This is a genomic window from Buttiauxella sp. AC142 (assembly GCF_979253435.1).
Genome location: NZ_CEEDCH010000001.1, coordinates 2,926,488 through 2,948,591 on the forward strand (window position 1 = coordinate 2,926,488; position 22,104 = coordinate 2,948,591).

A 22,104-nucleotide genomic window follows, 5' to 3' on the forward strand; every position below is an offset into this window, starting at 1 on the left:
ATCAGGCAACCCTGGCCGGAGCAAAGGAACTGATCAGGGTGCAACCACAACCGCATTTATGCCCGTGAAATGCTACCGGGATACCATGGTCGAGGTAGTCAGGATTGCCTTCAACGATGGTAGTGGGGCCATGGCCCGGGATCGGGCAGGAAACCATGTCGCCTTTACGAGCCACACCAATACCGCCGAATTTCATTGTTTCAGACGCGGTCATTACCGAACCACCATGGGATGTTTTATCGCCTTTACGGATAATCTGGAGCATTTTTTGTACCTGATTTAATTGCCTGATTATTTGTCATTAAGACTGAAGCCAAAATTAAATGAACACTTTGAGTAATTAATCCTGTATTTGCTCAAGCAGTTCATTAAGCTCATGCACTCTGGCAATATTCATATCCATTCGGCATACGCTGTACATCGGTGAGCCAATCATAAAACCCTGAACATCACACCAGTTCTCACGCGATACCAGCCAGCCTTTTTGTGCCACTTCAAAGTTTTTAGTAATATCCGGCATATCCCGAGATTCAATGATTTTGTATATTTTCTGGTAAGTTATATTCATATCTTTTTTTGCAGCGGATGATGCTAAATCAGCGCACCCCATAACGATGGAGTTATTTATGTCAGGGTTTTCTTTGCGGCAATCTGATTCAATTCGCGAATAGTCTTTCGGAGCTGCATGGGAAAACAATGGCAACATCAAGAGTGAAGCTATAATTATTTTATATAAATGCATTTTAGAATATCTTCCACGTAGAAGGTTAGCACCTCCTGAATAGAAGGTGCTAATAGTACTAGTTAATCAGTATCATAATCTTCACCATTCCAGCGAAGTATATACTTAGGACCGCATAATATATCTTTCATTCCATGGTGAATGTTTTTTATCACACCCAAGGATGTACACATATACGAACCGTCGATAGCCTTGCCATCATGCATTTTTATCTGGAATGTTAGAATTGGAGAGTTGTCCAAACTTGACACGCAGTCTGATTGGTCGCATGTCCCTGGCGGTGTTGTACTCGCAAAGGTGTATTCAATGACGTCCTGGTTTCCATCGCCATTTAAATCAGTATTTACACTACCTGTCTGTCCATCTATAAAACCCGAACTCTTGAGTTTATTAGCGTTGACTAATTCATCCTTAATTTGGATGCAATATGCTGGGGTGGACATAACTAAGAAACAAAGTAATGCCGTAAAATATTTTAATGACGATTCCATATTACCCCACTTCATTGGTCGTGATTAGTTCTAAACACATTTAAATTCGAGGCGAAAATAGTTGCAATCAATTTTATTTTGATGATGCGGGTTCTAATGAACGGAATTCATCACTCGCATGACCTTGGTTCGAGTAAACTTCCAATGTATTTCTTTTAACCAGAATGGTAAATGGGAGTACATCATTGTTTATACATTCTTTACCGTTGGCCCTTGAAACAACTGTAGTGTAATACTTCTCATCCTTATCGTTTAGGTTAAACTTTAGACACTTATTCGGAAGTGAAGTTAACTTATTTTTGGCTATAATCTCCGGTAACATGTTAAACACCATTTGTTCTTCACCAGATGGTCCATTAGATAAGCCTGTATTTTTTAGTTGAGATGTTTCTAGCCAACCATCAACTGAGTCACCATTCTCTTTAAAATATGCAACAGACGTGAAACCATTATATTCTGAGTAACCAATTACTTTGTCGCCAGGAACTAAAAACAAGCTCTTAACTTTACATTCATTACTTGGTGCATTATTAAAATACAACCGTCCTTTCGACACAACCTCAAATATGTTTTTGGATTTGTCTAAATATGCTTGTTCTTTCTCTGATTTATTTTTAAGTGTTTCACACTGCGTGTTCGCGCTCGCATTTGCACATATAATCAACGCAACGAAAGTTAGGGATATCTTTATCATTTTAAACCTCTGCTTTTCATATAACTACCTTTCATTATTGCAATTAGGTTTTTTGCGTAGTCAGGGTTGGTTGCATATCGTTTTTTTGTAGGCCTTTTGTACGCAACCCATTCAGCTGATTAGAAATCACATCTTTTCATTTCAACATTTACATTCCCACCGGATGCAACAATAAAATCCGGCTCTACCTTCCAAATATAGGCTTTCTTTTTGACATCAAAGAATCCTTTCCATGCCATATGTATGATGCTATCCTCAATTGAAAGCTCAGCAATAGGTTTATTCTTGGAAATTTCCTCCCAATTAATTTTATCGTTCGTTGATTCAATGACATTACGATAAAATACTTGTGATTTACTGTTAGAATCTTTAACTAAACCTGCGGAAATATATAGATTATTATCATTGATGTTTATTTTCGCCTCATTTGAAGCGCTTATTTCAATGGAGCCGCCAAACCCACCGCATTTCACAGCCCAGTAACCAACACTTTCTCCAGTATTCGCCAAAGCCAAGGCAGGGAAAAAACATACCAACATTGTGATGATTTTTGTCATTTTAGAAATCATTTAAAAACCCATTTTTTATTAATGATTTATTGGTAGGCCAAAACTGTTAGTCAGACCATACTCTGGCTAAAGTGACAGAAACACAAACAAAACTTAAGCTTCTGTTGGTACCTGACCCAATGTCAGAATCCCCGTCTGGGTCATCACCTTCATGTTCTTTTGAAGGTACCTGTAGCAACATCTTTATTGAGATGAACAAAAACACAGGCCCCTCAATTGTAATTATTATAATGAACGTTAGGATGCGGAATGGTAAAGCACAGGATAAAACTTAATGAAGCTATTTCAACCTAGTTAGTTTATTATCTTTAAATATCCATTTTTCAGTGTTTTTAGTATCCACGTCATCGCGAATTTGTATCTCAACCTGATTGCTATCATTATTAACAATCACTTTCCCTGCGCAAAAATCTATCGGATTGTGAGCCTCAATTTTGTTATCAGCATCTATAGATATTATTCTAATTGCACCAGCCTGACATGAATTCCCCATTGGGGCATCCTGAAATACCCACACCCCAGTCCAAGTGTCTGGAAGAAGCGAGTAAGATGTTAGATAGGAAGGAGATTCATACTCACAATCATGTTTCGAAACAACTTTACTATCAAAGGAGATTTCACATTGACTTCCATTTTTTATTGAATGAACTACTGGTAGGTCAAAACTGTTAGCCAAGGCATACTCTGAAAAAAGTGATAGCAATACAAAAAAATACTTGCGCATGTTAACCTCGATGTTATTTAACATTCCATCATTAGGTCACCAGCTAAACCCACAAGTGCTCCCTAATATTTTAAAATACAAAAGATCATCTAGTTAAGGTAGATAAGGGTCAGCATTCGAATCACCACCTACATCAACCTCACAGCGAGATGAAACTAACTTAATAAATTCGTTATCTTTGAAGTTATAAGCCGTGTTAGCGCATTTTGCTTCTCCTTTTTTGCCTTTTGCAGGAGTATTTTGACCTGAAATCCATATCATACTGCTATTAGAATGATGCTCTACGTCAAATGAATCAGGAGAAGGGGTTCCATTATCAATAGTAGAATAATATTTAGTATTCCCATTGAATTCAGGTAACTCGGAAATAACCTTTCCGGTTAATTTATCTACTATCCACCCGCACACCCAACCATCATTGCCACAATCTTGTGGCAACTCACCATTTCTACTCATGATTATTCGATAATGGCCCGAAAAATTCACAGGTTTAAGTAGTTCTGTTTGGATATATTGTTTCCATTTGTCAGTGTGATTTTCTTGCTCGTCACTGACATCAATTTCACTTACAAAATGTCCTGTGCTAACAGTAACTGGATAATTGGAAAATTGTGGGTTATTGTTAACGCCTGCATAAGCAGTGAATATCATCATTGAAAACAAACAAATTAATAGATTAATTCCTTTCATTCTTTGACTCCTCAAGAACCTTAACCATTTCACTTGGACTGATATGCGCTTTATTTATACCATCACCAGAATAATATGAAACGCCTTCGCTTTCCGCCCAGCGCCTTATGCCAATTTTTTTATTATTTTTGTCTCTTTTATAATCCCCGTTTTCGTCCTTTTCAAACTCAGTTTTAGACCTACTTATTTCTTTACCTTTTCGAACACCAACTGAAGCAAATTCTTTAGCCCAATCATATATGGCATCTTCAACACTACCATCCCCTTCAAGGAATTCAATTATTGCTGGGCGTTTTATCTTAATAAGGTACTCTTCAAATATTTTGTCTTGCATTGTCTCATCTAACAAAGCATTACCATCAAGATTTAATTTGAGAATTGCGGCTTTTAAAGTATCCGGTATAATTTGGAATCTACCAGTAGCAAACATTCCATTCGATGAATTATCACTCTGAGATTGCCTGACTTGATTAATAGTCATTTTAGTCAAGTTAGTTTTATAATGTGCTGCGTAGGTAACATGTACATTATACGCACTATAGTCATTTTTAGACTCCACCTCACCAAGAAAATATCCAAACTTGCTATGTGCCCATCCTTGTTTTTTCACTTGAAGCATCGCTCCCAAAAACATCACCGGGTGCATATGCCATAGAGAAGGCCCCAGTTTCTCAGTCGTCACATCCTGCATCCAGGCCATCTTGTCGAGAAACGTTTCGCTGTATTTCTTCCATTCAGGTGCTTCTTTCTTGAGGGCATTCAGGAATGGTTGCCAGATGGCATCATCTTTTTTGAAATACCAGTCACTCGGATGTTTGACTATCGTTTTCAGAGTGACATCACGATAGTCGGCATTGTGAAACGCACTTGCGTATTCCAGGGTTGAATAATCTGGGGTTCCGCTGTCAATTTTATCCAGAAGTCGCTGATAATTGTACTTCACCAGTGCATGACTGGCGCGGGTGTCATCCTTTGCCGCGCTGTACAGGGAATCTATAACACTGCGGAAAAAACCAGTCGGCTGGGTTTTGCCATCCAGATAATCAAAACTCGACGGCTCTGCGGTTTCCGTTCTGAATCCCAGTTTTGCCAGATCGTACTGAGACAACAGCTGAGGTTCTGCCTGTCCTTTTGACGCATAGGCATTCTCTGGTCGCAACTGCCAGTATTCCTGTTTCGTCGTTTTGTCAGCTTCTGTTGTCACCTGACTTAACGTCAAAATACCCGTCCGTTCAGTCATTTTCCCCTTCATGAAGGTTCCGGCCGCGACATCCTTTATAAACAAGGCAAGCCCGGGAGAATACTTCAGATAGAGAGGATTTTTCTCGCCAACCTTTTCAGGATTCGTCAGGAAGGTCTCCAGATTATCATCCATGCTCATGCACTCGATATGAACCTGATAACGGGGCTCATAGCCGCCATCTTTCGCCGCCTGATAGTAACCCATATGCCCTACAGGATCACCGGCACTGATAGCATAGGGCGCTGGACACACTACCTGATCAAACTTCATAGTCTCTTTAGCTGGCGGTAACAACTGCTGCCACCACGAAGGCTGGGCGACACCGTCAGTACCTGGCGAAATGTTATTTTTATCCACCAACATCCAGTACTGCTGGCCTGGTTTCAGTGTTGTTTTTTTGCCTCTCTGTTGGGCATCCTCAGTGAGGCCAACATAGGTGACAAGACCATATTCCCGCTTGTTGAAGGCAACGGTATGGAGGCTGCTGTCCGATTTGTCCCATTCAACAATGGCACCTTTGGGCATGGTCCCTTTTTTATAGCTTTCGCTGGTGCCTTTGTTATTTGTGCTGGCCGTCATCACCCATTCTGGATCGTAAGCCGAAAGTGTATCTTTTACGGTCCATTTGTTTTCTGCGGGATTGACTGTGTAGGCCGAGTAGGGAGCCAGGTGCATGTACAGCGTGTAGAAATGCAAACCACTGGTTTCTTTCTCACCAGGCTGAATATAGTGCTTCACCAGTACGAACGAGCCTGAAATACTAAGAGGACCGGTTTCCCATTTAATCTGCATGTAATCTTTGCAGACTCGGTAGGCGACAACTTCCCCATCAGCCATGCACCGCACGGCTTGCTCACCTTTAAAGGGCACAGGGAAATCTATTATCTCGGAAGCCGCCTTACCGCTTAGGCCACACCATGGCGTGGTGGCGCTGGTGATATGGATTCCGCCGTGCCACATACCATTGCGACCAATCATATATAAACCGGTAGATTCTCCTCCTATATGAGAAAGGATCTCTTCCTGGTGAGCAAATTCTCTTCCCCGATTGTTGGACGGGATCGGCCAGACTATTTTAATTTTCCCTTTTTTCGCAACAGACGAGCTCTGCTCCGAATTGCTATTATCGGAATAACGATAAAGTGCATAGGGAATATTTTGATCACGATAAATCTGCGCGGGATAAAACCCTTTTTCCTGTATAAAATCAGATACCCAATGAGTACCATTAAACATCGCCATATGACCATGTACATGATTTGGAGCTGCTTGAATGACGACTACATCACCGGTCTGTTGACCTGAAATTGAAAAAACATTGCCGCTGTGTATTGTTGTTACGCCATCAACGGCCTTCAGATTATTTTCACCCAGCCATGGACCATAGTTTTTAGCTGATTCAATCCCTGAGTTTTTTACAGAAGCCCCACCAGCAATCAATGCCTTCTTAACATACCGAGCACATTTTGACTCGCCATATTTAAGCTTTTTATCAATACCCTTTTTAAAAGTATCAGCATTAATTTTCGCTCTGGCTAATGCTTGAGAATTTAGAACTCCTATAGCGATGTCCTTATCAATCATTTACTCTTCTCCATTAGCTTGTTTGGGGCAATAAATACTACTTCTGGAGGTGGGTTTAACGGAATCTATTAACCATGCACCCTTATTTTTTACTAAGCTAATAATATAAAGGGACACTCCCTTCCCATAGCCTAATTTAAGATTGACTTGCGCGTCATGGTTACTCTCAGAAATAGAATTTGTATGCATGCTATTTTTCCATTCCTCACAAACATCCTGAGCGTCCACAAAATAATCCGCACCTGAATCATCATTATCTCGCTGCGTTCTGAGATGTTCAGTCGTATATTTTAAAATTGCCTTCACAGTTAATTCATTGGCTGCTTCCATGTCAGACACCTCAGCCGCGACTAAATAATCATGGTAAAATGTGCTAACAACCTCCTCTGGCGATAAATCTTTTTCGCCAGAGGCCAGAGCTATATAAGGCACGCAAAACAAGCACCAAAGGAGAATTATTCTTTTTAACATAAATACCTCTTTAATGACCTGTGGATTGAACATTGCTATAAAAACTAACTAAAACATTGCTGCTCCACGTAAATTTGCCTTTCATTCCGTTACGCTGCTGATTTTCCAGTCATCGCCATCTTTCTTCAGCGTGACCTGGAGCGAGTTCGCGGTCTCCTTACCCTCCCCCAAAACGACATCAATCACAGCTTGCTGGGCATCTTGTCGAACGGTGCTGGTTTTAATACTGGATTTCCATGAAGGGTAGACATCTTGTGATTTGGTAAAATAATTGACGTCTGATTCCCCCCAGACGCCGTACCAGTCGCAAAGATAATTTCCTTTATATGCCTTGCATTCATGTTTCTTCGCGCACAATTTCTCTAAATCGGTGGCTGAAACAGAATCGTCAGAATCATAATTACACATGGTTGAATCGTTAATGCTTTTCATGAGTTCATCAGAAACATATTTACTGACTATGTAGCTGTCATTTGCAGAGTCATCACTCAGGTATGCTTTATAAAAATTAAGTACGGTATTTTCAATAACAGTATTTCCAGTTGCAAAAGCCAACTGTGAAAACATAAAGACGACAATAAATATGATGGAGTTTCGAATATTAGATACCAAGGAGCACATGTCGTCATTTCAGTCGTTAAAGGATTTGCTGGTCACCAGACTGGCCTGGGTAATATCAGTCACATTAAATTTGGGGGCTTCAGCAGGCATGTTAGCCCCGGCACCCGGGACCAGATAGTTCGCTGTTTTCATAATGAAATCCCCGCTTGAACCATGCTCTATCCCGTTCGGACTCAGCTTCACATAGGTGCCACCGCCATTGAGCGTCAGTGTTTTCGGGGTGGTGATAATGATTTCGTCATCACTACTGGTGACCGTGAGCTGCTTTTGCGAGAACAACGCCATAGTGTTGTGCTGGGCCTGAATTTCAATATCGCCCTGGTTGGCGACAAGCTTTGCCCCTTCTTTATGCACAAACAGTCCCAGCGCCTTTTCGACCGTCACTGACAGGTTTTTCATGGCCCCCATATCGAGGTGCTGACCAGTGCTATCTGTCCCTGCGCATTCTTGATAAACAGCAGTGCACCTTCCGGGTATTTCAGAAAAGCGGCTTTATCGCCGACATCCACATTACCCGGATTGGTGAGGAATTTCTCCAAATCACCCATGCTCAGACACTCGATATGCACCTGATAACGTGACCATTTGCCATTCTCTTCCTGCAGCTGGAAAAAGCCCGCTTATGCGGAACGTCAAACTCTTTAACTCAAATAGTTATCAAATAAAATTGGCAATTAGAACTATCTATTTTTCAGCATAACTACGGAAAAATGAATTCATCGTTATCGACATAAGGAATGTCAGTTATAAATTTATTTTTGATATTATCACTTCTAAAAGATGACGGCAGGCAATCGTCAGATTGTATAACCTTGTTGTTTTTTTTGACATCAAAGGACATTGTATATTCTTCTTTTTCCGCCCCGTTAATCACATCAACAACATAACTATATTGCCCTCGTTTAAATCCGTAATATGTAACGCCCATTTTACTATCCACTAGTCGCTTTAATTTACCCTTTTCATTAAACAAAAGATTTAATTCAGTTTCGCCATTTTTTTTAAATTCATAACTAATTTCCTGGGAATCATTATTTACTGAAAACAAAATCTCTCGAGATATCTTTCCGGGTAACGAACATGAAATGATTTCAGTCTTATTTGACTCGGATGCCATAGTTTTTACTGACAATAAAAGAAGGCACAACCCTATTGGTAAAACGCCAGTCATTCTCATAAAAACACCTCTTCACACAACTTATACGCTGTTTGTCGCTCAGCCAAACCCATACTTCCGCCATTAACTCTTTTGGTTACATTTTCTACATCATCATAACCATGGCCCTGGTCTCGAGAATATACTTCATAGTGCAACCAGAACCATATAGCGCTTCGTATTGCATAGGGCATTATATTAATCCCTTCTGGCTCTGAAACAGTATCAGGAGGATTACCTTGCCAATAATCATTATATTCCTCCATAAAACCATGATATTTTTCATACCCAGTTACCTGAATTAGACCTCGCCCTCTAAAATTATAACCATCATCTGGATTACTTTGCCTATTACCATTCAATCTTAAATAATGCTTTCGCCCAATAGCTTGCTCGTCAGCCCTGCGAATAATACGGCCTCTCGCATCCTTTTCATAGCCATCGGTTTCAGATTCGTCTCGGTGCTCACGATAATATTGACTGAATGTTCTCAATATGCTAGGAGAAAACTGGAACCCCTCTGTTTTACCTTTCATTTGCGGCCCAACTTCTCCTTTGATTTGTGAGAAAAAGTGTCTCAGTCTGGTTGGGGTATTTAACTTAAACGTTTCAAGTTTTCCCCTTAACTCATCAACCACTGTATTCAGATCTGCATCTGAAGCTTGCGGGAAAATTCTTTTCAGCTGTTCGTATGTAACACCATCTTCAGTGGGTTTCATCGCCCCCAAAAACACCACCGGATGCATATGCCACGGCTCCGGCCCCATGCCTTCCACCTGCTTCATCCACGCCATCTTCTCAATAAACGCTTCCGTATAGGTTTTCCATTCCGGTGCATCCCGGGTCAGCGTATCCAGATAGGTCTTCCACAGCGGGTCGTCCTTGCCGTAATACCACTCACTGGCGTGTTTTGCGATAATGCGGTTCAGGTGGTCGCGGTAGGACACATTGTGTATCGCCTGGAGATATTCGGCTTCTGAATAGTAGCCGTCTTTATTACTGTCTATCTGGTCCAACAGCCGTTTGTAGTTGTATTCATTCAGCGCATGACTGGTCCGTGTTTCATCCTGTGCGGCTTTATACATCTGGTCCAGAATGCCCTTCACCACATTGTCCGGGTGTGTCAGGCCATCTATCAGGTCGAAACTTTCCGGCGCTTTATCCAGCGTCACAAAACCCAGTTCCCTCAGGTCATACTGCGACACCTTCTGAACATTCGCGGCGGCAAGCCAGCCATGCTCCTGATTTATCGGGTAATACACTGGCGCTGTCCCGGCAGCTACCGGTTGCCCGTCTGCCCCCACCTCCGCCACTTTTGACCGGGTCGCGATCCCCTGGTTCTTCGTCTTCAGCGTGCTCCCGGCTATCTGTCCCTGGGCATTTTTAATAAACAGCGGTGCGCCTTCCGGATATTTCAGGAAGGCTGCCTTATCTTCCACTGCCACGCTTTCCGGGTTGGTCAGAAAAACCGGCAACCTGCTGTCCATGCTCAGGCATTCAATGTGCACCTGGTAGCGCGAACGCTTGCCGTTGTCTTCCGGCAACTGATAAAAACCCATGTGCCCGATGTTGTCGCCCGATTTTATTTTTATCGGGCTGCCCGGAATGACCACGTCTTTAAATATCGGCGCTGCTGAGGCATCGCCCCCTGCCGCAACCAGATTATTATTATCCGATAACACCCACACCCGGTCCCCGCGCAACCTTTTTGGCCTGCCCGCATCCGTGGTCAGGGTCACCAGACTGAATTTCCGCATGGCCTCACCGCTGCCTTTTGTCATCTGGTGCAGAGCGTTCTGTTGCTCCACTGTCACTACCGTACCCGTCGGCAGGGATACAGATTCGGTACCCGCCAGAACATCTTCCTGGCTCAGGTAACTGCGCAGGCTATCGGTGGTTTTCATCACCGTCAGTGAAGCTGGCGTGGTGCTGTAAGCCGGGGAACACTCATTCCACCAGACCGGAGTCGCAGCGCCGTCAGCGGCCGTGACCGGGCTAAGGAAACCCTGGTCAGATGCCGTCCATGCCTGTGTACCATCGGCCAGCGTCACCTCGCTGAACTGATGTTTGTCGCTGGCGCGGGTCATTGTTTTGTCGCCCAGCGTCACCCGTGTACCGGCAGCCAGCGTGCCGCCCTGCGTGCCGGAAATGACGGCCTCTTGTGTCGGGTAGTGCTTCTGTCCTTTTGCCTTGCGGATGCGTTCATTACCCTGCGTGGCATACGCAGATAAAGGGGCCAGATTCATGTACAGTGTGTGGAAGGTCAGGCCACTGGCGTCGGTCGGTCCCGGCTGGATATAGTGTTTTACCAGCACAAATGACGTCGAAAAATACAATTTGTCATCGCCCCATTCGATGAACTCGTAATCCTTACAGACCCGATAAGCCACGATTTCGCCATCCGCCATACAACGAATAAACTGCTCGCCTTTATAAGGCTCACGCACATATTCCTGTTCTGCTGCGCTGTCAGAACTGAGCGCGCACCAGGGAACCGTTGCATCCGTGATATGAATGCCGCCATGCCACATTCCCTGACTCCCCACCAGATACTGCCCGGAACTCTCACCCCCAGTCAGCGTAAAAAGCGCTTCGCTGTCGGAAAAAGCCTGCCCGTGCTTATTCGACGGGAACGGATAACTGATTTTTAAGAGTTGTGCTGGCATTGGTTATCGTCCCTGTTATTCACTGGCCCATTTGGCGGAGTTTTTGGTAGTGACCGTGATATCGGTCTTTTTGAAGTCCGGAGTTTCAACAGGAAGATCAGCCCCGGATCCCGGCACAAGATAGTTCGCTGTTTTCATAATGAAATCCCCGGTTGAACCATGCTCTATCCCGTTCGCACTCAGCTTCACATAGGTGCCACCGCCATTGAGCGTCAGTGTTTTCGGGGTGGTGATAATGATTTCGTCATCGCTACTGGTGACCGTGAGCTGCTTTTGCGAGATCAACGACATGGTGTTTTTTTGGGCCTGAATTTCGATATCCCCCTGGTTGGCGACAAGCTTTGCCCCTTCTTTATGCACAAACAACCCCAGCGCTTTTTCGACCGTCACTGACAGGTTTTTCATGGCACCGACATCGAGGTGCTGGCCTGCGTTAATCATGGTGTTCTTCGTGCTGCTCATCTGGAGATGTTCACCCGAGGTAAAAGCCACGCCCTGGGGAGCGGTTGCCAGTATTACGGCAGACTGGAGCTCTTTGAGCTTGTCTGTTACCAGGCTAATCTGGGTGCTGATATCAGACACCAGTGCCCCGGCCGCATCAGCGGCACTGTTCAGCGACTGCATCTGGCTGTTGGCCTGGTTTATCTGGTTAACCGCAGGCGTCATTTCCAGCACCGGGCCCTGGGCTTTTGACTGCCCGTCTGCCGTCAGGTAAATGCCTTTGGCGGCACGGACCGCGCCGAATTCGTCCGTTCGCAGCTCAAAGCCGGTGCCGCGTTGTTCACGCTGGCCGTTCACCAGATGGCCCATATTGAGCTGGGTTTTGCCGTATTCGGTCCCGAGCTTGATATGCTCCTCGCCCCGCTTATCCTCCATCCGCAGCTTGTTGTTCGCCGGAGTGCGCCAGATATTGCGTGTGTGGTTGTCGCTGGTGACGTGGTCAGGGTGTTCAGAATCATGCTGAGCGTAAGCGATGTACGGCCTGTCCGGGTCGCCACTGTCAAACACCACCGACACTTCGGTGCCATCGAGCAAAGGTGCATGCCAGCCATAGGTATCACCGGCATAGGGTTTTGCCATCCGCAGCCACAGATAGGCATAGCCCTGTTCTGCGCTGTTGCGGTCAAAGTCCAGTTTTACCCGGTAGCGCCCCTGCTCATCCAGCCAGGCGTAAGTGTCACCTTTCTGGGTACTCTCAACACGTGCGGGCAGCGAACCGGAAATCACCGGCCGCTTAAGCAGTACCGGTCGATAGCAGACGGTTTCACTGTACGGGATACCCTCAAACGTCATCCGGAAACTGTCCTGGCGTGAGCCGCTGGCGCGTACCGTGGTGATAACAATGCCCTCTTTCACCACATCCGGCAGACTGGCATCTGTTTCCAGTACCTGTCCCGGGGCCAGATGAGGGCTGGAGGTACACCCACTGACGGTGTACTGGGCATTCAGGATGCGTTCATGCCGCAGACGGGCAAAGTAAGCGCCGGTCTCTGTGCTTTCGGTATCACCCTCAGTCAGGAACGGTTCCGCATAGTGGTAGGTTTCCCCTGTCGTGATGCCTTCTTTGCCACTGATGCTCTCTGTGCTGTCTTTAGGTGTCAGTGCATCACGGTAGTTGTAATCCCGTGTCGCCACGCCGCCACTGACAACATGATAAGCCGTGTGAATATCCCAGATACTTTCCTGCCCGCTGTCGCTCATGCCAGCCTGGTTTCGTAACGGCAGGGTCACACCAAACTGATACTGCTCCTGGGTGTCCTGGAAAATCACCACATCCTGTTCAAGACGGGCATCCATTTCAAAGCGCCAGAAAATACCCACTTCAGCCAGCAGACGCTGAATAAATTCCAGGTCAGTCTCCCGCCACTGGGTAATCAGCTCCCGGGCCAGGTATTCACGAGACAGACGGAATTCAAAGTTCGCCCCTTCCAGCCCGTGCTTACGCAATACCTGTTCAACGACTTCGGTAACAGACTGATTGAGGAAAATCTCGCAGCCCTTTGTATACGCTAACTGGGCAATTCGCGGGACCAGTGCCAGGGCGTAAACGGTATCCTCTTTTGAGGTGGAGATCCGTTCAAACGACTCCACCACACCATAAACGGTACGCACCGGAATAGCGGGAGCACCGGTAAACATCGGCGTCTGAAGGGTGAAGGATGCAGGTTTTAGCAATACCGCATCACTGCCGATATCCGGTGTTACGCAGGTCACGGAGATATCATAACGCCAGGGCTGGCTCAGTGACTCGACCGAACTGAAGTTCAGCACATCAAGAAATTCACTACAGCCATGCACGTCCATTCTGTAGCGTGACTGGCCCAGCAGTTGTTGCACCAGACTGGTAGTCGTGTTTGTCAGAGAGCTATCCATCCTGAAACTCCTTTAGCTATTCATATCCTTTGGAGAGGATAAGCCACTCCAACATTTATTAATAATGACCTCGGTTATTTATTATTTGATGGGGAGTAATTAGATAATAAACAACCGAGAAAACATATTTACAGGTTTACAAATTTATAACCTTACGATCATTCCGACTCATTACCACCTAAGTAAGTAATGCGATCTTGTGTAAGCTTTGTTTGACACTGATATATTTTAATTCTCTGTTCAATAGCCGTTGTTGAAATCTCTGCATCGGATAGTTTCCCACACTTAGCCGCTTTATCATTCGCCCATGCCCCCTGAGCTTTACGCATTGAATTCCTGGCTGACTCAGGAAGATCTTTCCAAATCTGGTTTAATACTGCATCTGATTGATCATAACTACTTTTGGCACTTAATATCCGACTTTGACCATTACCCTGAATAATGGTTTCTTTATCAATACCCATCAATGATGATTGGTAGAGGGAAACGGTAATATCATTATAATTACTAAAGTTATCCACTTGAATATCTTTGCCATTATCAGCTAGATTCAAATTGTAACTGACATTCTTCCAGACCACACTTCCATTATTAAACTTGCCACCGCCCTGGGTAATACGGTAAAGTCGTGATGGATCATCACCAATGACAGCCAGTGTTTCTGGTGAGACTTTAATTGAAATCGTTGCGTTACAAGTCAACTCATCATCATTATTGCTTTTAGTTGAAATATTAGAGGTACTGATATTTATTAAATTCAACTCCCCCTGATAAGCACTTAACGGTTTGCTATACTTATCCTTCCCTGCTGCAAGATAGTTGCTCTGTAATACGCCTGACGCTTCATCTTTTATGTATTTTTGAACGGCAGCATTCGCATCGTCCCTACCACATTTAAAGTTATTCGAATCAAATAGCCCTGCAATAGCACCATGGGAGCATAGTGAAATAATTGAAACCGCCAAAATCCTCTTATACATACTTACTACTCCTTAATTTCATTTAATCATCAAAAATATTTATTACGCTTGTACATTAAACTCCAGCACGATGCCTTCTTCTTCGTCCCAGTTGAGCGACAGGGAAGACGGCTTACGTTTTGCAGCCATATGACTCAGTAACTGCTGACTCAGCACCGGCAGAATTTGTTGATTCAGCAGGCTGTCAACGTTACGGGCCCCCGTATCCGGCAACAGGCAGGCAGACGTCAGCATATCGCTGAGGCTGTCATCAATATGCGTGGTAATTCCGTAGTGCCGTTGCAGGCGGCGGCTGACCTGATTGAGTTTCATGCCGACGATGGTACGCATCGCATCCTGAGCCAGCGGACGGAATATCACCGTCTGGAAACGGGCCAGCAGTGCAGGCTGGAAATGATCGCGCAGGATCGGGCGCAGCAGTTCTTGCAGGTCGCTTTCCGTTACGTCCGATTGTTCGTCAACCAGCTGCATCAGCGGGTCACTACCAAGATTGGAGGTCATCAGAATGACGGTATTACGGAAGTCTATTTCACGCCCTTCGCCGTCCCGCATAAAGCCACGGTCAAATACCTGGTAAAACAGGTTCATCACATCCCGGTGGGCCTTTTCCACCTCATCAAGCAGCACCACGCTGTACGGACGTTTACGCACCGCCTCGGTAAGAATGCCACCCTGACCATAACCCACGTAGCCCGGAGGCGAGCCTTTTAACTGGCTGACGGTATGAGGCTCCTGGTATTCGGACAGGTTGATGGTGATGAGGGATTTTTCACCGCCATACATCACGTCAGCCAGCGCCAGCGCGGTTTCGGTTTTACCTACACCGCTTGGTCCCACCAGTAAGAAGACACCCTGCGGCCCATTCTCAGGCGTGAGACCCGTTTTCGAGGCACGAAGACGCTGGGCAATGGCATTCAGTGCCGCGCCCTGGCCGACTACACGGGTCGCCAGTTGCTCTTCCAGCGTCAGCAGTTCGGTCTGCTCATCCTTCATCAGCGATGAAAGCGGGACACCCGTCCAGTCAGCTATCACTGTCGCCACGGTGCGGACATCCACATCTAATCCCAGCAACGGGCTGTTGTTTTGCGCCGTAGACAATTCAGACTGGAGTGCGGCGAGTTCTTCCTGACGGCTGATATCACCGCGACATTCCTTCAGTTGTTCAGTCAGCCGCTTTTCGGTTTCGAACTGAGCCTCCAGGGATGCCTGTCGCAGATTGAGATCGGACGTAAGCTGTTCAATCTGCGGCAGACGGGAGGAATCAACGGTGTTGCCCAGCGCAATATCTTCCAGCAGCTCCTGTTGTTCCATTGCAAGCGAGGTGAGTTCAGCCTGCAAACGGGTAAGCTGTTCCGGCAGCGTGTCGAGGCTCATCCGCACACGGGCTGCTGCTGTATCCAGCAAATCCACCGCTTTATCGGGCAACTGCCGCCCTGTCAGATAACGGCGGGACAGTGTTACTGCCGCACGAACGGCCTCGCCGGTAATATGCACACCATGGTGTTCGGCGTAGCGGGATTTGAGACCACGCAACATCAGGCAGGCGGTATCATCATCAGGCTCATCGACCTTGACCATCTGGAAACGGCGTTCGAGTGCGGCATCACGCTCAAAATACTGCTTGTACTCGCTCCAGGTGGTGGCGGCGATGGTGCGCAGTTCGCCCCGGGCCAGTGCAGGCTTCAGCAGGTTAGCCGCATCCGCGCCCCCCGCCTGATTCCCGGCTCCGATAATGGTGTGGGCCTCATCAATAAACACCAGCACCGGCACCGGAGAATGTTGCACCGCGTCGATAATGTTTTTTAGCCGTTGTTCGAATTCCCCTTTTACGCCAGCACCCGCCTGCAATAAGCCCAGGTCGAGGGTTCTGACAATGACCGGCTTCAGACTTTCCGGCACATTCCCCTCAGCAATACGCAGCGCCAGCCCTTCAACCAGGGCAGTTTTACCCACGCCGGGTTCACCGACCAGAATCGGGTTGTTCTTACGGCGGCGGGACAGAATATCCACCATCTGACGAATTTCATTATCGCGGCCAAAAACCGGATCAATTTTGCCTTCACGCGCCCGGGCCGTGACATCCACCGTAAACCGGTTAAGCACTGCTTCTTCCTGGCTTAAATCGGTTTGCTTCCCTGACGCCTGACCTTGTGCTCCTTCTACCGTATCGATTGCCCTGCCGATGAATTTCACATTACCGGCAGGCTCCTGTATCAGCGCTTCCGGTCGTTCATCCGACTGCGATTCCAGAATAGGACGCAACCGCTCCAGCTGGCTGGTGGTCAGGGTCATTAACGGCCACAGCCCTTCGCAACGAGCAAGCCCTGGCGTTTCAATCATGGCGGTCAGCAGATGCACACTGCGGATCTGTTCATCACCGGCAAGTGTTGCGGCAAGCCATGATTGCTTCAGCAACGACTGAAGGGAGGCTGACAGTTCCGGACGGCTGCGTACCGAGCGGGTTTGTGCGTCAAGGTGCGTCAGCAGGCTCTGCCAGACAGCATCCATATCCCACTCATAGCGACGGGCGAGCACGGTCAGATCCCCCTCTCCCTGCTCCAGCAACTTTAACAGCCAGTGCTCAGGGGTGATTTCCGCATGTGCGCGTGTCTGACACAGCGAAGCCGCGCCTTCAAGCGCACGGGCACAGTACGGGTTGAGGCGGCGGAGCAAAACGGCGGACTGACTTTCCATATCTCTATCTCTCTTTTCTGATCGTTCAGGACACGCTACCGCCCATCGCTTTTCCTTTTGATAAGGAGACCAAAGCGCACGAGGTCAAAGGGCAGGATTAAAAGTAACTTTTGTGGTCACCCGGGCAGATGACGGCAAAAGCCACCTCACGGGCTGGCTTTCGCCAGCCCGGTCGGGCGTTACGCGGTGGTGCGTTCGTTCCAGGAATCGGAATGAATGATGTTGCCGTCTTTGTAGGTCCAGGTGATTTTTTCGTAGCGCAGTTCAATGCGCTCCAGATGGTTGTGCTTCTCTTTTGCCGGATCTTTGATGTCGTACATTTCCGGGTTCACTTTCACCAGCTTGACGTTTTCCAGTTTGGTGTTGAAATATTCAACTTCCTGGCCTGCGTCATTGATTTTGTACCACTTGAATTCAGCCGATTTCAGGGTCTGGCCGGTGGTCACCGCCTTGTACAGATACGGGCTGGATGAGTCGATCTCTTTGGTAAACAGGAACGGGGTATGGATACGGGTGCCCGTCAGTTTGCCGGTGTTGTTGTCGGTCGGGATATACAGGTTGTGTTCCTGAGCAACCACTTCGATGCTGCCTTCACGGTCTTTAACGTCAACAGAACCTTTAATGTCCGCACCGCCGTCATCTTTCAGCCACAGATAGACTGGAATTGCCATGTTTTACTTCTCCATTTCTTGAGTTGAAACGTCACGTACATCCGGTGACGCTGGTTTTTCGCCCGGTATGCGACAGGCATCGGCCTGTGGCACCAGACTGATCTCGACACGCCGGTTATGCGCACGGCCATCAGGCGTATCGTTTGAAGCAATCGGACGGCTGTCACCGTAGCCCTGCACCGCAAAACAACTTTCCGGTACATCACCTGTGTCCCGCATCCAGTTGCGAACGGACTCAGCTCTTTGCAGTGACAGGCTCTGGTTAAGCGACACGCTGCCGGTGTTGTCCGTGTGGCCGCTAACGACAATCAGCCAGCCAGGTTTGGCTTTGATGCCCACCAGCGCATTGACGAGGATTTTGGTCGAGCCGTCTTTAAGTAAGGCTTTGCCGGAATCAAACAGCGACATGCTGTCAAGACGGACAATTTTCGGAACAGGCTTCGGTTTCGGGGCCGGGGGAGGAACATACGTATCAATCGCCTGTTGCAGCGCAAGCCACAGGCGTTGCCCCGGGTAATAGCCCAGACTGTAACGCAGCGGTTCACCCTGGCGCTGCCAGCGTTCAAGCAGGAGTGCATCCTGTTTCAGCGCCGCCAGCGACTGTGCTTTAGGGACGTAATGGTTCATCGGAATGGCAGACCAGCGTTGTAAATCGGTACTCACCAGGTGGATCAGATCCCGGTTATTCGTCACAGAAAAGCCCAGTGCGGCAAGTGAACACAGCCACATCACCATGACAACACGGCGGGTACGCTGGCCTCCCTGTATCGGGGAAGCAAACGGAGCCAGCAACGGCAGAACCGCATCGGGAAAGCGGCTGGCAGGATCACTGGCTGCGGAAACACCCGTGAACTGCAAACAGGTGCGGCGAAACAGCCAGTTTGACCAGACAGACTGGGGCGCAGGGTCGGTATTTGTGGCACCGAGGCGCAACGCCACAGCAAAAGCGCGCACTGGTGGGATTAATCTGTCCGCTTTCTCCAGTTCATCCAGCAAGGTTTCCCGGATAAACGCGAATGCCTGGCTGAGAACCGGCAGTACCACCAGATTATTTTCCGTCTGCTGCCAGTCAACCAGAGCCTGAGGGGATTCATCAGGCGGACACACGACCGGACTGTCTCCGCGAACGATCACCCAGGGTATGGATGGTCCTGAAAAGTCACAACACACCACCACCGGCAGCGAAAATCCGGTCAGCGCTTTCATCTGCCTGACTTGCTGACGGAGTGTTTTCAGTGCCGAGCGTAAGACGGCCTCATCCTGATGCTGGTCCGGCAGACAGGTATACATCACGGAAAGCTGTCCGGCCTGACGGGGTTGCTGGACCAGAATGCTGCGCACAATATCCGTTAACCGACTGACCTCTCCTGCCCGATACCACCAGCCCTGAGCAGTTTTCCGGAGTTGTTGCCCCTGGAATATCGCTTCAAGTCCATCACCGCATACCAGAACAACCGGCCCCTGTGTATCAAGTAACGGCAATTCGACTGATGCTTCTGAACCATCAGCCTGCGTTGCGCGATATCGGCAGTTTTTCCAGACAGTCCAGCCAGCAACAATGATAAGTATCACCGTAGCCAGGCTTTTAGAGACGTGACTGACGGGAATGAAATACCAGAGCAGCCACAGCAACGCCGCAGCTCCTGCCAGGGTATGTAACACAACCGAAACGATGACTGATTTACGCATTAACGTGGCAGCTCCGGAATTTGCGCTGACAACAGCGCCTGAAGCCACAGATGCCCACCCCACCAGACCACGCCAGTCAATATGACCGCCAGCACAATCCAGAACCAGACAGAGCGCATCAGACTGTAGCGATGTTTACCGGTCCGGTGAACCACCAGAGACAAACCCGCATCAGGCTGAGGAACACGATCAGTCAGGGCTTTAATCACTTCATCACGCTGCGTCTGGCTCACTGCCTTCAGGCTGTACAGCCCCTGAAAACCCAGGGCAATAACCCGGTGATAACAGATCAGAACCGCGCTATTGGGTGCTGGCTGGCGCAGAACTTCCGCAATACGGTCCCACAATGCTTCCCCGGCATGCAGGGAGCCAAAGAACCGGGCCTGTAGCGGTGCTTTACGCCAGGCTATCTGACCGGCATCAAGGGAGGTTTCATCTATCTCTTCAGTCTTCACTGGTTTTCGCGCCATAACAGCTTCATCCAGCAGAGCACACTGTGCATAAGAGATATGGTCAATGCTCGCCTCGTCATACCCCGCTCGTTCCAGGGCTTCACGGACGCCTTCCACCTGCCGGATGCACTTTTCGTACAGCGCTGTGCCATCCGGAGTGACCGCGCCCTTCTTCAGCATGGTGACGGTCAGCCAGGTTTCCGCCATCAGCTGGTCGATATCGATGTCCTGTCTCATGAGCGCAGCACCGCAAAGAGTTCAAGCTCCAGTTTCCCGAGCAATGCAGGCACATAGAACATGCATACACCCTGCTCCTGCATCTCACGGGCAGCAGCACTTTCCATGTCGAGGGCGAAATACTGGTTTTCCATCCGCACCGGTAACGCGGCAGGCACTCGGCTCACAGGAATGAGTGGAATACCTTTCAGAGCGGCACTGTAAATTTCATTCACGTCATCAGGTGATCCTGCCTGGCAAAGTGCCGGGAAGCGATCAGCAATCTGCCACGCGGGAATATCGGAACGGACAGACAGATACAGGTCGGCTTCTTCACGTAAACGAATATCATGCAGGCTGGCTTTCCAGGTCTGGTCATCAGGCCGGGACATTTCAAGCGCGATAACTCTTGAAGGAAGACTGGCTTCCAGCAGGCCGGTGATGAGCTCAAACAGAGGCGGGAAGGCGTTGACCGGCTCCGCGTGGTCATAACCTGGAATGGCATCCAGATCGTGATCCAGAGAAAAGGTCAGCATGCTACCAGCCAGTCGAGCAAGCTCAGCCCAGACCTGCTCGGGATGACGGGCCGGGAAACGTTCATACTCTGTCAGCACCCGGGCATGGGAATTCAGGGCATTCAGGAGCCAGAACAACGAAACGTCAGCGACCGCAAAATCAGCCAGGCGCTCGTTGCTCTCACGGCGCATTGACATCAGACGCTGGCGGCGGGAGCGAAGCTGGCGATTGAGTAATACCAGGCGTTCACGAAGTGTCGGGCTGGCGGAGAACAACGCCAGCGGCGGGATAAACGCCGGGTCCTGACGCCATCCACCCTGCCCGTCCCGGATAAGTCGGGCGACCGGACAGGTTTTCCAGGATTCATTACTCTCATGGGCAAACCGGATGGAATAATTGAAACGGGCCACGGCCATCGACTCTTCTTCAGCACCGAAGGCGTCCTGAACCGTCACCCATTCTTCACGATAGCGAAGCGGTCTGTCTGAAAGTACGCCTTCCTGCTGAACATTGGTCATACCTGACTGCATCAACGGCAGCGCAATGACGACCGTGACCACATCAAGACCCGCAAGTTGCGCGGGGTCGAGTTCACGAGGTACGGGGGGTAACTCACTGCATTGAGTGTCGATAAGAGAACCATCTTCCAGCCACAACCGCAGTTGTGAAATCTGGATCAGTCCCGATGAAAGCAGGTTGTCATCAAACTCGACCTTTTCCACTCCCCACGGGAAGGGAGACGCCAGAGCCGATACCCCAGCACTGCGAAACGATTCCCATTCTGCCTGCTGCTGGAACTGCTGAGGGGACAGCAATGCCCCCTCGTTCCACAGTGGACGATAAATTTTCATCCCTGCGACCA

20 protein-coding genes and 1 pseudogene are annotated in these 22,104 nt (G+C 48.1%); all 21 read right to left on the reverse strand.

What is annotated here, in order from left to right:
* Position 1: 1 nt before the first annotated feature.
* The 21 genes and pseudogenes from AC0IWZ_RS13660 to tssK all read right to left on the reverse strand — a co-directional run bounded on the left by AC0IWZ_RS13660 (position 2) and on the right by tssK (position 22,093).
* The gene (locus AC0IWZ_RS13660; protein ID WP_471677041.1) at positions 2-265 is read right to left on the reverse strand and encodes a PAAR domain-containing protein; all 264 of its coding nucleotides are present in this window, start codon (positions 263-265) and stop codon (positions 2-4) included.
* 75 nt (positions 266-340) lie between these two features.
* Positions 341-742, reverse strand: coding sequence for a lysozyme inhibitor LprI family protein (locus AC0IWZ_RS13665; RefSeq protein WP_471677040.1), 402 nt, complete (start codon positions 740-742; stop codon positions 341-343).
* A gap of 62 nt (positions 743-804) precedes the next feature.
* Complete coding sequence (locus AC0IWZ_RS13670) at positions 805-1,233, reverse strand: hypothetical protein (RefSeq protein ID WP_471677039.1); 429 nt, start codon at positions 1,231-1,233, stop codon at positions 805-807.
* Positions 1,234-1,306: 73 nt separating this feature from the next.
* A complete protein-coding gene (locus AC0IWZ_RS13675; protein ID WP_471677038.1) occupies positions 1,307-1,927 on the reverse strand; it encodes a hypothetical protein in 621 nt (206 codons plus the stop codon).
* Positions 1,928-2,046: 119 nt separating this feature from the next.
* A complete protein-coding gene (locus tag AC0IWZ_RS13680) occupies positions 2,047-2,484 on the reverse strand; it encodes a hypothetical protein (protein ID WP_471677037.1) in 438 nt (145 codons plus the stop codon).
* A gap of 292 nt (positions 2,485-2,776) precedes the next feature.
* Positions 2,777-3,220 carry a hypothetical protein gene (locus AC0IWZ_RS13685; RefSeq protein ID WP_471677035.1) on the reverse strand — a complete coding sequence of 148 codons (444 nt, stop codon included), beginning with the start codon at positions 3,218-3,220 and terminating at the stop codon, positions 2,777-2,779.
* Positions 3,221-3,313: 93 nt separating this feature from the next.
* On the reverse strand, positions 3,314-3,910 hold the full coding sequence (locus AC0IWZ_RS13690) for a hypothetical protein (protein ID WP_471677034.1): 597 nt from the start codon (positions 3,908-3,910) through the stop codon (positions 3,314-3,316).
* A complete protein-coding gene (locus AC0IWZ_RS13695; protein ID WP_471677033.1) occupies positions 3,897-6,737 on the reverse strand; it encodes a hypothetical protein in 2,841 nt (946 codons plus the stop codon). The genes AC0IWZ_RS13690 and AC0IWZ_RS13695 overlap by 14 nt, the downstream gene beginning before the upstream one ends.
* Positions 6,738-7,208 (reverse strand): DUF3828 domain-containing protein, encoded by a 471-nt coding sequence (locus AC0IWZ_RS13700; RefSeq protein WP_471677032.1) that lies wholly within the window; start codon positions 7,206-7,208, stop codon positions 6,738-6,740. It abuts the gene before it with no gap.
* 81 nt (positions 7,209-7,289) lie between these two features.
* On the reverse strand, positions 7,290-7,775 hold the full coding sequence (locus AC0IWZ_RS13705; RefSeq protein WP_471677031.1) for a DUF3828 domain-containing protein: 486 nt from the start codon (positions 7,773-7,775) through the stop codon (positions 7,290-7,292).
* A 63-nt stretch (positions 7,776-7,838) separates the two neighbouring features.
* Positions 7,839-8,258: pseudogene (locus tag AC0IWZ_RS13710) on the reverse strand (DUF2345 domain-containing protein); the annotation flags it as partial.
* The gene (locus tag AC0IWZ_RS13715) at positions 8,225-8,377 is read right to left on the reverse strand and encodes a hypothetical protein (protein ID WP_471677030.1); all 153 of its coding nucleotides are present in this window, start codon (positions 8,375-8,377) and stop codon (positions 8,225-8,227) included. The gene AC0IWZ_RS13715 and the pseudogene AC0IWZ_RS13710, both read right to left, overlap by 34 nt.
* Before the next feature lie 152 nt (positions 8,378-8,529).
* A complete protein-coding gene (locus AC0IWZ_RS13720; protein WP_471677029.1) occupies positions 8,530-9,006 on the reverse strand; it encodes a hypothetical protein in 477 nt (158 codons plus the stop codon).
* Positions 9,003-11,651 carry a glycoside hydrolase family 19 protein gene (locus AC0IWZ_RS13725; protein WP_471677028.1) on the reverse strand — a complete coding sequence of 883 codons (2,649 nt, stop codon included), beginning with the start codon at positions 11,649-11,651 and terminating at the stop codon, positions 9,003-9,005. Before AC0IWZ_RS13725 ends, AC0IWZ_RS13720 begins: the two co-directional genes overlap by 4 nt.
* Positions 11,652-11,666: 15 nt before the next feature.
* The gene (locus AC0IWZ_RS13730; protein WP_471677027.1) at positions 11,667-14,024 is read right to left on the reverse strand and encodes a type VI secretion system Vgr family protein; all 2,358 of its coding nucleotides are present in this window, start codon (positions 14,022-14,024) and stop codon (positions 11,667-11,669) included.
* A 158-nt stretch (positions 14,025-14,182) separates the two neighbouring features.
* Positions 14,183-15,004 carry a lysozyme inhibitor LprI family protein gene (locus tag AC0IWZ_RS13735; RefSeq protein WP_471677026.1) on the reverse strand — a complete coding sequence of 274 codons (822 nt, stop codon included), beginning with the start codon at positions 15,002-15,004 and terminating at the stop codon, positions 14,183-14,185.
* Between the two features lie 42 nt (positions 15,005-15,046).
* A complete protein-coding gene (gene tssH, locus AC0IWZ_RS13740; protein WP_471677025.1) occupies positions 15,047-17,698 on the reverse strand; it encodes a type VI secretion system ATPase TssH in 2,652 nt (883 codons plus the stop codon).
* A gap of 179 nt (positions 17,699-17,877) precedes the next feature.
* Positions 17,878-18,369, reverse strand: coding sequence for a type VI secretion system effector Hcp (gene hcp, locus AC0IWZ_RS13745; protein WP_471677024.1), 492 nt, complete (start codon positions 18,367-18,369; stop codon positions 17,878-17,880).
* Between the two features lie 3 nt (positions 18,370-18,372).
* Complete coding sequence (locus AC0IWZ_RS13750; RefSeq protein WP_471677023.1) at positions 18,373-20,058, reverse strand: OmpA family protein; 1,686 nt, start codon at positions 20,056-20,058, stop codon at positions 18,373-18,375.
* Positions 20,058-20,747: a type VI secretion system protein TssL, short form gene (gene tssL / locus AC0IWZ_RS13755; protein WP_471677022.1), complete on the reverse strand. Its 690-nt coding sequence runs from the start codon at positions 20,745-20,747 to the stop codon at positions 20,058-20,060. The genes AC0IWZ_RS13750 and tssL overlap by 1 nt, the downstream gene beginning before the upstream one ends.
* Positions 20,744-22,093, reverse strand: a complete 1,350-nt coding sequence (gene tssK / locus AC0IWZ_RS13760) for a type VI secretion system baseplate subunit TssK (protein WP_471677021.1) — start codon at positions 22,091-22,093, stop codon at positions 20,744-20,746. Before tssK ends, tssL begins: the two co-directional genes overlap by 4 nt.
* Between the last annotated feature and the right edge of the window lie 11 nt (positions 22,094-22,104).

Excerpts from the sequence above, each read along its gene's own strand:
- AC0IWZ_RS13660 (WP_471677041.1), bottom strand. The coding sequence starts at position 265 with ATGCTCCAGATTATCCGTAAAGGCGATAAAACATCCCATGGTGGTTCG.
- AC0IWZ_RS13665 (WP_471677040.1), bottom strand. The coding sequence starts at position 742 with ATGCATTTATATAAAATAATTATAGCTTCACTCTTGATGTTGCCATTG.
- AC0IWZ_RS13670 (WP_471677039.1), bottom strand. The coding sequence starts at position 1,233 with ATGGAATCGTCATTAAAATATTTTACGGCATTACTTTGTTTCTTAGTT.
- AC0IWZ_RS13675 (WP_471677038.1), bottom strand. The coding sequence starts at position 1,927 with ATGATAAAGATATCCCTAACTTTCGTTGCGTTGATTATATGTGCAAAT.
- AC0IWZ_RS13680 (WP_471677037.1), bottom strand. The coding sequence starts at position 2,484 with ATGACAAAAATCATCACAATGTTGGTATGTTTTTTCCCTGCCTTGGCT.
- AC0IWZ_RS13685 (WP_471677035.1), bottom strand. The coding sequence starts at position 3,220 with ATGCGCAAGTATTTTTTTGTATTGCTATCACTTTTTTCAGAGTATGCC.
- AC0IWZ_RS13690 (WP_471677034.1), bottom strand. The coding sequence starts at position 3,910 with ATGAAAGGAATTAATCTATTAATTTGTTTGTTTTCAATGATGATATTC.
- AC0IWZ_RS13695 (WP_471677033.1), bottom strand. The coding sequence starts at position 6,737 with ATGATTGATAAGGACATCGCTATAGGAGTTCTAAATTCTCAAGCATTA.
- AC0IWZ_RS13700 (WP_471677032.1), bottom strand. The coding sequence starts at position 7,208 with ATGTTAAAAAGAATAATTCTCCTTTGGTGCTTGTTTTGCGTGCCTTAT.
- AC0IWZ_RS13705 (WP_471677031.1), bottom strand. The coding sequence starts at position 7,775 with ATGTTTTCACAGTTGGCTTTTGCAACTGGAAATACTGTTATTGAAAAT.
- AC0IWZ_RS13715 (WP_471677030.1), bottom strand. The coding sequence starts at position 8,377 with ATGGGTGATTTGGAGAAATTCCTCACCAATCCGGGTAATGTGGATGTC.
- AC0IWZ_RS13720 (WP_471677029.1), bottom strand. The coding sequence starts at position 9,006 with ATGAGAATGACTGGCGTTTTACCAATAGGGTTGTGCCTTCTTTTATTG.
- AC0IWZ_RS13725 (WP_471677028.1), bottom strand. The coding sequence starts at position 11,651 with ATGCCAGCACAACTCTTAAAAATCAGTTATCCGTTCCCGTCGAATAAG.
- AC0IWZ_RS13730 (WP_471677027.1), bottom strand. The coding sequence starts at position 14,024 with ATGGATAGCTCTCTGACAAACACGACTACCAGTCTGGTGCAACAACTG.
- AC0IWZ_RS13735 (WP_471677026.1), bottom strand. The coding sequence starts at position 15,004 with ATGTATAAGAGGATTTTGGCGGTTTCAATTATTTCACTATGCTCCCAT.
- tssH (WP_471677025.1), bottom strand. The coding sequence starts at position 17,698 with ATGGAAAGTCAGTCCGCCGTTTTGCTCCGCCGCCTCAACCCGTACTGT.
- hcp (WP_471677024.1), bottom strand. The coding sequence starts at position 18,369 with ATGGCAATTCCAGTCTATCTGTGGCTGAAAGATGACGGCGGTGCGGAC.
- AC0IWZ_RS13750 (WP_471677023.1), bottom strand. The coding sequence starts at position 20,058 with ATGCGTAAATCAGTCATCGTTTCGGTTGTGTTACATACCCTGGCAGGA.
- tssL (WP_471677022.1), bottom strand. The coding sequence starts at position 20,747 with ATGAGACAGGACATCGATATCGACCAGCTGATGGCGGAAACCTGGCTG.
- tssK (WP_471677021.1), bottom strand. The coding sequence starts at position 22,093 with ATGAAAATTTATCGTCCACTGTGGAACGAGGGGGCATTGCTGTCCCCT.